Raw genomic sequence first — 11,876 nt, 5'->3', positions numbered from 1 at the left:
AGGACGTCACCGGGTGCGGTAGGCGCCGATGATCGTCTGGGACAGGGCGTTGCCCCTGTCGTCCCTCACCTCGGCCCGGAAGGAGACGCTCCCGCCCCTGCCGGGATTCTCGACCGTGATCCGGCCCTTCCTGACGGCGAGCTTCCGCCACGTCCCGCCGTCGTCGTGGGAGACGTACACGGTCAACGACTTCGGGTTCCTCCCCGCCGCGCCCTGGACGACCACCGGCACGGAGACCGTGGCCCGTGCCCTGGAGGTGCCGTCCAGCCTCAGTTTCGGCGCGAAGCGCACGGCCGACACCGGGATCGCGGTCTCCTCGGAGGTGCGGCCCGAGGTGAAGGTGTAGGCGGCGCTCACCCTGCGGCTCAGCTTCGAGGGGCCGCTGCGCTCGACGGTGGTGACCAGTCTGTACGTCGCCTTGCCCTTGGGCAGGGTGAACTCGGTGTGGTCCAGGATCTCGTTCCTGGTCGCGTACTTCCCACCGTTGCGGTACAGGGTCGTGGTCGCCCTGTCGTGGTCGCTGCCGCCGAGGTGACCGGCGCCGTCCGAGAGCGGGTTCACGCTCCCGTACAGGAAGTCGCCGTCCCGGAAGACCCCGCCCTCCCCCCGCCGCAGGTTCGGACCGAAGACTCCGTTGTTGAAGGCGTGGTGGTAGCTCCTGCCCGCCGTGTAGGAGCGCTCCCCGCCGTGGTACTCGGCCTCCCACTCGCCGGCCTCGTTCGTCTGCAGGAAGCTCTGGGACCAGCGGGTTCCCTGGGTCCTGACGTACACCGTCGAGACGCGCGGGATGGTGTGCCCGGTCTCGGAGGCCCAGGCGGCGGTGTCCGCCGTGGTCATCAGCACGCCGGTGCGTCCGGGGGCCGTGGCGGCCTGGGAGACGACCAGCCGGGCCATCTCCGACCTGCCGGTGCGCAGGGTGAGCCCGGTGTAGAAGCTCCCCCGCCGGCTGTGGGCGGCGTGGTACTCGGTGCTGCCGTTGACCCAGGTGGTGGTGGCGGCGGCCTCGATCTCGGCGCCCTTCGGCACCGGGCCGATCCGTGCGGTGCGGAATCCCCGGGGCAGGTCGGGCGCGGAGTTGACGAGACCGACGTACCCCTCCGCGGTGTGGAGGTCGAACGTGACGGCCAGTTCGGTCTGTCGGGCCCTGCCGCTCGGCACCGTCATCGTGACCGGCCTGGCCCTGCGCGCGTCGAGGGTGATCGCGGTGTTCCCGGTGAGCCTGACGGCGGGGGCGACGAGCCAGTCCAGGCCGTCGATGCGGCCCCCGTCCCTCCCCGGCACGGGGAGTTCGCCGGAGAGGGTGTAGTCGCCCCTGGGCATGCGCACGGTGGCGGTGCCGTCGTCCCCCCGGAGGACGACGGGCGCGTCGCCGGTGTGCGGGAACAGGGAACCCTCCCAGTGGCCGGTCGGTCCGCCGTCGCGGCCGACGGCGCGCACGGTCAGGTCGTAGGACTCGACCTCGCGGTCGACGGCGCCCGCGGTGCGGACGGTCCGGCCGCCGCCGGTCGCGGTGATCACCAGTCCGTAGGCGCCGTCGAGGTCGCCGCCGAGGCGGGTGTCGGCGGTGACGCGGACCGAGGCCGTGCCGCCGGCGGGGACGGTGACCCGCTCGGCGGAGAGGGTGAACATGCCGCGTGGCGCGGCCCCGCCCTCCGGGTCGGTGCCCGTCGCGGCCAGCTCCAGGGTGACGGCCCGGTCGCCGAGGTTCCGGTAGGTGACGGCTCTGGTGATCGGCTCGTCGTCGTGGTGCGGCCACCGGGCGGTGCCGAAGCCGATCGACACCGGCTCGGCGACGACCGCCTGCCTCAGGGCCGCGGCCACGTCCACCCGGCCCGTTCCCTGCCGGAAGGGGGTGTGCCCCTTGGCCGGCACGGCGGAGGAGGTCAGCGCGCCCTTGAGGCGCTCACCGGTCCAGTCGGGGTGCCGCTGGGCCAGCAGCGCGGCGGCGCCCGCGACGTGCGGGGCGGCCATGGAGGTGCCGGAGAGGGCGACGTAGCCGTCGGCGACCGGGGTGCCCTCCCGCTGGACGACGCTGTTCTCGGCCGCGGCGGCGCCGATGTCCACGCCGGGCGCGGTCAGGTCGGGCTTGACCGCGCCGTCGCCGACGCGGGGGCCGACCGAGGAGAAGTCCGCGAGTCCGTCGTCCCCGTCGACGGCGCCGACCGTCAGCGCGGCGTCCGCGCTGCCCGGGGTGCCGACCGTGGAGGCGTCGGGTCCCGCGTTGCCCGCCGCGACGACGAAGAGGGCGCCGCTGTCCTTCGACAGCCGGTTGACGGCCTCCTCCATCGGGTCGATCCCGGGGGTGTCGATGTCGCCGAGGCTGAGGTTGACGACCCTGGCGCCCCGCGCCACGGCCCACTCCATGCCCTCGATGATCTCCGAGTCGCTGCCGTAGCCGTCGTCGTCGAGCACCTTGGCGTTGAGCAGTCCGGCCCCGGGGGCGACGCCCCTGTGGCGACCGCCGGACCTCGCGCCGCTGCCGGCCGCGATGGAGGCGACGTGGGTGCCGTGTCCGTGGCGGTCCTCGGCGTCCTCGGCCGCGGAGAAGTTCCGCTCCGCGACGATCCGGCCGGCGAAGTCCTCGTGCGTGTCGTCGATGCCGGTGTCGAGGACGGCGATGGTGACACCGGTGCCGTCGTGGCCGGCCTTCCACGCGGTGGGGGCGCCGATCCGGGCGACGCTCCGGTCGAGCGTCGCCCGGTGGAGGCCGTCGAGCGAGACGGTGGCGACCCCGGGGGCCGCGGCGAGCCGTCCGACCTCGGTGGCGGGGCGGGTCAGGGCCGTCCAGGCGGCGGCGACGGTGTCCTCGGGGACGGTCAGCGCCTCGCCGTTGACGGAACGGAGGGTGGCGCGCACGGTGGGGTCGGCCGCGGCGTGCAGTTCGGCCTTGGCCGCCGGCTCGGTGCCCTGGTAGGTGACGATGACCGGAACGCCGTTCCCGGTCCTGGCGCGGTACTGCTCGCGGTCGAGTTCGGTGACGTCGAACAGCCGCCGGTCGAGCCTGCGTTCGTGGATGAGGCCGAGCGCGTCCCTCGGGATCACGTGGGTGTGCCCCCCGGCGCGCACGACCTGGACGGGGACCCCTTCGCGCCCCTTGGCCCGGATCATCCCGACGACCTCGCCGGAGCGGTCGAGCAGTACCCGGTCGCCGGTGATGAGCGTGACGGTGCGGTGCTTCGGGGTCTTCGGGGGTTTCGGGGACTTCGGGGTCTTCGGGGCCTCGGGGGCGTCGGGCGCCGCGCGGTCGGTTCCCGCCGGGGAACCGGACCCGGCCGGCGGTGTCCTCGGGGCGGCGGACGACGTGGTGGTCGGCCCCGTCGTCAGTGCGATGGCCACAACCGTGGCTATCGCGGCGACGCCCGCTCTCTTCCGATGCGTCAACTCTCCCCCTGGCGAGGCGATTCACCCTGCGCGGGGAGCCGGACGGCCCCCGGCGCTCAGTCTGCGGGAGGCCGCCGCGCCGGCACCATATGACGCCATATGGGACTGGAGTTCCATCCGGCGCCCCGGAGAGCGACGTCCCTCACCGGCCGGGGGCGGCCCCGCCCGGTGAGGGCGGGCGCGGCACCGGCTCGGGGACGGCCAGGCGCCGAAGGCCCCGGAGGACGCCGAAGGCGGCGGACGCCGTGCGCCGTGCGCCGCGTCCGCCGCCTTCGGCGGGATGGTTCCCGGTGTGTCGTCGGGCAGGGGCCCGACGGCCCGTCAGAGGGCCGAGCCGGCCTTCCAGTCCTCCCAGGACATGTTCCAGCCGTTGAGGCCGTTGTGCGGGGCGATCTGCTTGTCCGGCGAGTTCTTCACGATGACCAGGTCGCCGAGCAGGGAGTTGTCGAAGAACCAGGCCGCGTCCTGGTTGGGGTCGTCGCCGCCCTTGACGTCGTTCAGGCCCACGCAGCCGTGGCTGGTGTTGGCGCTGCCGAAGATCGAGTCGGCACCCCAGTAGTTGCCGTGGATGAAGGTGCCGGAGGTCGACAGGCGCATGGCGTGCGGCACGTCGGGGATGTCGTACTCGCCCTTGCCGTCGTCGTCGGTGAAGCCGACCGTGGCGCCGTCCATCCGGGTCTCCTCGAACTTCTCGGAGATCACCATCTGACCGTTGTAGGTCGGGGTCTCGGGCGCGCCCGCGGAGATCTTGACGGTCCTGATCGTCTTGCCGTCCCGGACGACCTCCATGGTCTTGGACTTCACGTCGACCGTGCTGACCTGGGAGCGGCCGACGGTGAAGCTGAAGCTCTTGTCCTGGACGCCGGTGATGCCCTCGGCGCCCTCGACGCCGTCGAGGTTGAGGTCGACGGTGACCTTGGAGCCGGCCTTCCAGTAGTCCTTCGGACGGAAGTCCAGGCGCGTGTCGCTGAACCAGTGGCCGACGATCTCCTGGCCGCTGGTGGAGTTGACCTCGATCGAGGACTGGACGAGCTTCCGGTTGGTGATCCCCTTGTCGAAGTTGATCGACACCGGCATGCCCACGCCCACGGTGGAGCCGTCCTCGGGCGTGAAGTACCCAATGAAGCTGTTTTCGGGCGAGACCGTGGTGAAGGTCGAGTTCCCGTGGACCGTGCGTCCCTCGGGGTCCTCGGCCTTGGCCGAGATCGTGTACCGGGTGGAGCGCTCCAGTTGGCCGTCGGGCTTCCAACTGGTGCCGTCGGCGGCCAGGGTGCCCGCCACCTCCTGACCCGTCGCCGCGGCCTTCATGGTCACCGAGGTGAGCTTGCCGCCCTCCACCGAGACCCCGACCGCGTTGATGCTGGTGTTGTCCGAGCCGTCCTTGGGGGTGATGACTATTCGGGCGTCCGAGGCCTCCTCGGCCGCCGCCCGGTCCACCTGGGCCTGCCCCTTCTCCTGCTTCTTGCCCGCGTCGGAGTCGGAGTCGCCGCCGCCGCCGTCACCGCCGCACGCGGTCAGTGCGAGTACCCCGCTGAGCACCGCGGCCGCCACCACGACACCCTTGCGGCGCTTGCCGTCCGTCATCACACACTTCTCCATCCGCTTGCGAACCTCCGGCTCCCGTGCCGCGTCCCGCGCCGTCCGGTGAGAGTAAAGCGGGACAACCACCCCACCGCCGCACACACGAGAACGCAAGGGAGCTGTGACCCGTTCCACCCAGGGTAAGACTGTGGGGTAAGACACCCTTTCGGCGCCAGGGGTTCCCGTCCCGGGCGGGGATCTCCCTCACACTCCCGGATGCCCCCGGGCATCCGCGGCATGTTGACGCCCGATCACACAACCCCGATTATCACGCCTTGATCCATACATGTCGGGTTATGACCGTTCTGTCGCTTTCTGGGAGGTCGAACCCGCGGACCGCACTTCACTCGGCGCGCCGCCGTGACTAGCATCGGTCACCGCACCTCCCATCCGCTGCACGCTAGGGGGCTCTCCGTGCGAGCACACCGCCGACCGCTGATGACCGCCGCCGTGGCGGGCGGCCTGCTGTGCGGCCTGTGGTTCGTACCGTCCGCGAACGCCACCGGCGAGGACGCCCACACGCGATCCGCCGCGTCGCGGACACAGGACGCCGTACCGGCCCAGTCCGGAACGACCACCCCCGGCACCTTCGGGGACGGGGCCGAACTGGCCGACACCGGAAGCTTCGACACCACGCCCTACCTCGCCGGCGGCCTCGGCTTCCTCGGCGCGGGCGCGGCCCTGCTGGCCCACGCCCGCATCCGCTCCGGACGCGAGGGGCTCACGCCAGCGGCCCGGTGACGGCCTCGGCCGCCGCCACCAGCCCTCCCCCGCGCACGAACGCCTCCGCGGCCGCCAGTTCCGGCGCCAGGAAACGGTCCTGCCCCGGCCCCGTGGTGCCCGCCTCCCGCACGGCGGCCACCACGGCCGAGGCGGCGGGCGAGGGGGTCAGGCCGTCGGCGGCGCGCAGCTCGATCGCGCGGGTGGCGGCGTGGAGCTCGACGGCCACCACACGGGCCAGGTTCTCCACGACGGTGCGCAGCTTGCGGGCGGCCGACCAGCCCATCGAGACGTGGTCCTCCTGCATCGCCGAGGACGGGATCGAGTCCACCGAGGCCGGGACGGCCAGCCGCTTCATCTCGCTCACCAGGGCGGCCTGGGTGTACTGGGCGATCATCAGGCCCGAGTCCACTCCGGCGTCGTCCGCCAGGAAGGGCGGCAGTCCGTGGCTGCGGTTGCGGTCCAGCAGCCGGTCGGTGCGGCGTTCGGTGATCGAGGCCAGGTCGGCGGCGGCGATGGCGAGGAAGTCCAGCGCGTAGGCGACGGGCGCGCCGTGGAAGTTGCCGTTGGACTCCACCCTGCCGGCTCCGGGGAGGACCACCGGGTTGTCCACGGCCGCCGCCAGTTCCCGCTCGGCGACGGTCCGGGCGTGCGCCAGGGTGTCGCGCCCCGCGCCCGCGACCTGCGGGGCGCAGCGCACCGAGTAGGCGTCCTGCACGCGCGGGGCGTCGTCCTGGTGGTGGCCGGTGAGTCCGGAGCCCTCCAGGACCTTCAGCATGTTGGCAGCGGACGCGGCCTGGCCGGGGTGCGGCCGGACGGCGTGCAGCTCGGGCGCGAGCACCCGCTCGGTGCCCAGGAGCGCCTCCAGGGTCAGGGCGGCGGTGATGTCGGCGCTGGTGAGCAGCCGGGCGAGATCGGCGCAGGCCATCACCAGCATGCCCAGCATGCCGTCGGTGCCGTTGAGGAGCGCCAGGCCCTCCTTCTCCCGCAGCTCCACGGGGGCCAGACCGTGCTCGGCCAGCAGCTCGGCCGCCGGGCGCACCCGCCCGTCGGGCCCCTCGGCCTCTCCCTCGCCCATCAGGACCAGCGCGCAGTGGGACAGCGGCGCCAGGTCCCCCGAGCAGCCGAGCGAGCCGTACTCGTGGACGACGGGCGTGATTCCCGCGTTGAGCAGCCCGGCCAGGGCACCGGCCACCTCGGGCCGCACCCCGGTGTGCCCGGAGGCGAGGGTCTTCAGTCGCAGGAACATCAGGGCCCGCACCACCTCGCGCTCCACGTGCGGGCCCATCCCGGCGGCGTGCGAGCGGACGATGTTGCGCTGGAGCTGTACGCGCAGTTCGGTGGGGATGTGCCGGACGGCGAGGGCGCCGAAGCCGGTGGAGACGCCGTAGACGGGCTCGGGCTCGGCCGCCAGGGCGTCGACGACCCGGCGGGCGGCCGCCAGGGCGTCGAGCGCCTCCTCGGAGAGCTCGACGCGTGCCAGGCCCCGGGCGACGGCGACGACGTCCTCGGCGGTGGTGCCGGAGGGGCCGACCACTACGCGGTGCTGCATATCCATATTCAGGAACACTAAAGAGTGAATCGCGTTCTGTCACGGCCCGGTCGCGACGGTGTGCGCCACATCCGCCGGCCGTCCCGTCCCCCGCCGGTCGTCGCGGTCACGCGTCCAGTCCCCGGATGGTGCGGCGGTCACCGGAGGAGCCCAGTGCGCCCCGCTCCGCCCGGTCCGCGAGACGGACCACCGTGTCCCCGTCCCCCCGGTCGTCCACCGACCCCTCGCGTCCGGCCACCACCGGCTTGTCCGTACGGGCGGCCTTGGCACGGTACTGGGCGGCGTCCGCCAGGCGGAACAGCCGGCGGGCCGAGCGGACCGGGCCTATCGGGTCACCGGTCGAGGCGACTCCGCAGGCCACCCCCTGCCCGGTCTCCAGCTCGGCGGCCCGGCGGCACACCTCGTCCGCCACCCGGACCACCTCGTCCGCCGACGGGCCCACGGCCAGCAGACAGAACTCGTCCCCGCCCAGCCGGGCGACCAGGGCGTCCGGGAGCATCGCGCCGCACAGCGACAGCACCGAGGCGAATCGTTCCAGCAGTCGGTCGCCGGCCTCGTGGCCCAGCTCGTCGTTGACCGCCTTGAGCCCGTTGACGTCGCAGACCAGCAGACTCACCACCGTGCCGGCCGTGCGGTGCCGCTCCATCGCCTCGTCCAGCCGCACGTCCACCGCGCGCCGGTTGGCCAGCCCGGTCAGGGGATCGGTGAAGGCCAGCCGGCGCACCTCCTCCAAGCGCTCCGTCTGGGCGATCGCGGCGGCGATCACCGACGCCAGAACGGCGGCGAAGTCGGCGTCCGCGGGGCCGAACCCCGGCCGACCGGGCTCCCGCGCCACGTACAGCTCGCCCCAGGCCCGCCCGTGCAGCACGATCGGCGCCACCACACAGCAGCCCCGGCCCCGCCGGCGCAGCTCCTCCGCCCGCCGGGCACCGGGCGGGCGGGGCCCGTACCACCGGGTGTCCCGGTCGCCCGAGGCCGTCTCCACCCAGGCCCGCGCCCCGCCGTCCGGGCCGGCGCCCGAACGGCCCGCGCGCGGAAAACCGGTGATCTCGGGGAAGTCGTGGAGGGGGTACCACTCGTCCTCGGGGAACTCCTCCTCGTCCCCCCGCAGCTCGCCGACGTTCACCAGCACCCGGATCCGGCCGCGCTCGCGCTCCCAGACGGACAGGGCCGCGAAGGACCCCTCCATCGCGGCCAGCGCGCCCTCGGCGGCGGCCCGGGAGACGTCGCGCAGGGTGTGGACGGCGGCCATCGCCTGCGCCAGTTCCACCACGGCCCGCAGCCGCGCGTCGTCACCCATGCCGCACCCGATCCATGTGCCCCAGATTATGGGCCCCCGCCCCGGGACGCCGACCGGTTCGCACCGGCCCGTCCCGGCTCACCGGTCTGGTGCCCGCTCGCGCCCGGCTCACTCCCGGCCCGCGCCCGGCCGGGCTCCCCGACGGCTCCGGGCCCCGGCCCGGACGGGCCGTCCGGGCCGTCCGGGCGGATCACGGCCGCTCCGGGCTCACTCGCCCGGCCAGCGCGGGGCGCGCTTCTCGTTGAAGGCCGCCACGCCCTCGGCCCGGTCCCCGGAGAAGGCCACCGAACGCCAGGCCGCGTCCTCGACCTCCAGGCCCGCGCGCAGGTCCATCCCCCAGCCGGTGCGCAGCGCCCGCTTGGCCGCCCGCAGACCCACCGGGGAGTTGGCGGCGATCCGCCGGGCCAGCGCCAGCGCCTCGGCGCGGTCCTCGCCCTCGGCCGCCAGGTGGTCCACCAGACCCAGCTCGCGGGCCTCGACGGCCTCCACCCGACGTGCGGTGAAGATCAGCTCGGCGGCACGGGCCGCGCCCACCCGGCGCGGCAGCAGTTGGGTGCCGCCCCCGCCGGGGATCACTCCGACGGACACCTCCGGCAGGCCCACCACGGCGGTGGGATCGGCGACGATCAGGTCGCAGGAGAGCGCCAGCTCGAAACCGCCGCCGAGCGCGAAGCCGTGCACGGCCGCCACGGTGGGCATCGGCAGCTCCAGCACTCCGGTGTAGGCGGCGCGGGCGTACGGCCGCTGCCGCGCCAGGTCGGCGTCGGTGAAGGAGTTGCGCTCCTTGAGGTCCGCGCCCACGCAGAACGCCCGCTCGTGGCTGGAGGAGAGGACCACGGCCCGCACCCGCCGGTCGGCGGCGAGCGCCGCGCACGCCTCCCCGAGGCACCGGGCCATCTCGGTGGAGACCGCGTTCATCGCCTTCGGCCGGTCCAGCACCAGCTCGGCGACGTACCCCTCCGGCTCCCGCCGGACGGCCACCCACTCGCCGAAGCGCTCCTCCGTCGCGGTGCCCCCCGCGCCGCCGTCCGTGCCGCCGTCTGCTCCGTTCACGCCGCTCACGCCGTCCACACAGCCCTTCCGGTTAACGATCGCTCACTGGTGTACGGGCGCATCATGCCATCCGTTCCCCCCATCGGTCAGGGGCGAGCGCGAAGGGGAGCGGGAAAGGCCCCGGGACGGCACGGGAGGGAGGAGGCGGTCCGGCGGAGCGCGGGCTTCAGGAGGGGGCGCGGCGGGTCAGCAGCCACGGCTCGACGACGCCCAGGCCGCGCACCGGGCGCTGGTAGAGCGGCCGGAGGGCGAAACGGTACGCCGCGCTGCCGTCGGCCTCCTTCTCCGACTCCGGAGCCAGACCGGAGGCGACCAGCTCGGCGCGGAGCGCCTCGTCCACCAGCATCGTGTCCTTGGGCGCTATCGACGTCAGCCGGCTGGCCAGGTTCACCGTGTTGCCGAAGACGTCCCCCATCCGGGTGGTGACCGTGCCCAGGGCCATGCCCACCCGCAGCTCCGGCATCGTCGCGTCGTTGGCGAGGGTCTCGATCAACCGCAGGCCGATCTCGGCGGCCGTGCCCGCGTCGTCGGCGACGTAGAGCACCTCGTCGCCGAGGGTCTTGATCAGTCGGCCGCCGTGCGCCGCGACCAGGTCGGCCGCGGTGGTCTCGAAGGCCTCGACCAGCTCGCCCAGCTCCTCCTCCTCCAGCCGCCGGGTCAGCCGGGTGAAGCCCACCAGGTCGGCGAAGGCGACCACGAGGCGGCGGTCGACCATCTCCTCGTCGTCCGCCGCCTGCACCACCCGGCCGGTGGCGGCCGCCAACTGCCGCCGCCAGACGTACACCAGGAACTCCTGGAGCTCGGGGAGCAGCAGCTCCACCAGCGGGTACGCCACCTCGGTGCGGGTCATGCCGGGCTCGGGCGGCTCGGTGAGCCCCTCCAGGAAGGAGTCGATCTGCCACTCCGCCAACCGCGCCGTCGTCTGTCCGGTGGAACGGGCCACCTGGACGGCCATGGCCTCGCTGAGCAGCCCGGCCTCCACCAGGCCGGCCAACCGGCGCAGCGCGATCACGTCCGTCTCGGTGAGCGCCCTGGCCTGACCGATGTCGGCGAACCCCATCGCGCGCCAGAAGCGGGCCGCCAGCTCCATGGGGACGTCGGCGGCGCGGGCCGCCTGGAAGGGCGTGTACCGCCGCGGGGCTCCCAGGATCAGCTGCTCGATGCGGAGCGCGAGGGGGTCCTCCCCGCCGTGATCCGCCTCACCGTCCGTCACCGGCCCTTCGGCTGGGGTGCCCGCGTCGCCCACTGTCCTTCCGATCCACTCACTGCCGCCGCGCCCGCCGCGCTGGGTCGAGTCAACGATACGGCAGGTGTGCCGTGGCTCACTCTCCCGACGGCTCCTCCCGAGCGGGTCGCAGGTGCACCACGTCCCCCGCCTCCACCGGCTGCCGCACCCCCTCGGCGTCGGCCAGCACCAGGCGTCCCTCGCCGTCCACCGCGACCGCCTCGCCCGTCGACTCGCGCCCGCCGGGGAGCAGGGCGCGCACCCGGCGACCGAGCGTGGCGCAGCCGGCGGTGTACGACCGGCGCAGCCGGCTCTCCTCCGGGTCGCCCTCCGCCTCGCTCCACCGGCCGTACCACTCCGCCAGCGACCGCAGCACCGCGCGCAGCAGCGGGTCGCGGTCGGTGGTGTGCGCGCCGGCCAGGGCCAGCGAGCCGGCCGACGGCACCGGCAGTTCGTCCTCGCGCAGCGAGACGTTGATCCCGATGCCCAGGATCACCGAGGCCGTCCCGTCGGGACCGGTGACCCGCTCGGCGAGGATGCCGCCGATCTTCCGCTCCCCGTCGCCGGTCCGCACCAGGAGGTCGTTGGGCCACTTCAGCGCGGTGTCCACGCCCGCGGTGCGGGCCAGGGCACCGGACGCGGCGACCCCGGCGAGCAGCGGCAGCCAGCTCCACCGCCGCGCGGGCACGTCCGGGGTGAGCAGCACGGAGAGGAAGAGGCCCGAGCGGGCGGGCGCCGTCCAGGCGCGGTCCAGGCGGCCGCGGCCGGCGGTCTGCCGCTCGGCCACCAGCACCGCCCCCGCCGCCGCCGTGCCGGCCGCGGCCCGGGCGGCCAGATCGGTGTTGGTGGAGCCGGTCTCGGGTACCACCTCGACCGATGTCCACGGGGAGTCGGGTCGCACCAGCGCACGGCGCAGCGCGGTGGCGTTCAGCGGAGGCCTGTCCAGGTCCGACCAGGGGTGGTCCGAGGGGTCCTTGGGCGTCATGCAAGACAGCGTAGGTGTGGCAAACGCCGCACCGACGGAGCACCCCGGCGCCGATACGCTACGAAACGGTAGCCAGACG

Annotated in this window: 8 protein-coding genes; 1 reads left to right on the top strand and 7 read right to left on the bottom strand. The window is 74.1% G+C overall.

What is annotated here, in order from left to right:
- Positions 1-6 precede the first annotated feature (6 nt).
- Together F0L17_RS16890 and F0L17_RS16885 are read right to left on the bottom strand one after the other, a co-directional pair.
- Positions 7-3,336 carry a S8 family serine peptidase gene (locus F0L17_RS16890; RefSeq protein WP_338018116.1) on the bottom strand — a complete coding sequence of 1,110 codons (3,330 nt, stop codon included), beginning with the start codon at positions 3,334-3,336 and terminating at the stop codon, positions 7-9.
- Between the two features lie 366 nt (positions 3,337-3,702).
- On the bottom strand, positions 3,703-4,980 hold the full coding sequence (locus F0L17_RS16885; protein WP_155071727.1) for a L,D-transpeptidase: 1,278 nt from the start codon (positions 4,978-4,980) through the stop codon (positions 3,703-3,705).
- A gap of 396 nt (positions 4,981-5,376) precedes the next feature.
- On the opposite strand from F0L17_RS16885, the gene F0L17_RS16880 reads away from it, so the two are divergent.
- Positions 5,377-5,703: a hypothetical protein gene (locus tag F0L17_RS16880; protein ID WP_162466303.1), complete on the top strand. Its 327-nt coding sequence runs from the start codon at positions 5,377-5,379 to the stop codon at positions 5,701-5,703.
- Here the strand turns inward: F0L17_RS16880 and hutH are convergent.
- From hutH to F0L17_RS16855, 5 genes are all read right to left on the bottom strand, one after another.
- Entirely contained in the window at positions 5,684-7,240 is a 1,557-nt protein-coding gene (gene hutH, locus F0L17_RS16875; RefSeq protein ID WP_155071726.1) for a histidine ammonia-lyase, read from the bottom strand. The genes F0L17_RS16880 and hutH overlap by 20 nt on opposite strands.
- 100 nt (positions 7,241-7,340) lie before the next feature.
- Positions 7,341-8,534, bottom strand: a complete 1,194-nt coding sequence (locus F0L17_RS16870; protein WP_155071725.1) for a GGDEF domain-containing protein — start codon at positions 8,532-8,534, stop codon at positions 7,341-7,343.
- A 207-nt stretch (positions 8,535-8,741) separates the two neighbouring features.
- Complete coding sequence (locus F0L17_RS16865; protein ID WP_162466302.1) at positions 8,742-9,587, bottom strand: enoyl-CoA hydratase-related protein; 846 nt, start codon at positions 9,585-9,587, stop codon at positions 8,742-8,744.
- Between the two features lie 166 nt (positions 9,588-9,753).
- Entirely contained in the window at positions 9,754-10,845 is a 1,092-nt protein-coding gene (locus F0L17_RS16860) for an adenylate/guanylate cyclase domain-containing protein (protein WP_162466843.1), read from the bottom strand.
- Between the two features lie 64 nt (positions 10,846-10,909).
- The gene (locus F0L17_RS16855; protein WP_155071724.1) at positions 10,910-11,797 is read right to left on the bottom strand and encodes a biotin--[acetyl-CoA-carboxylase] ligase; all 888 of its coding nucleotides are present in this window, start codon (positions 11,795-11,797) and stop codon (positions 10,910-10,912) included.
- Between the last annotated feature and the right edge of the window lie 79 nt (positions 11,798-11,876).

Origin of the sequence: Streptomyces taklimakanensis (assembly GCF_009709575.1) — a bacterium.
Lineage (GTDB): Bacteria > Actinomycetota > Actinomycetes > Streptomycetales > Streptomycetaceae > Streptomyces > Streptomyces taklimakanensis.
The sequence above is the reverse complement of the archived record's forward strand: the minus strand, read 5'-3'. Positions and strand labels throughout refer to the sequence as shown.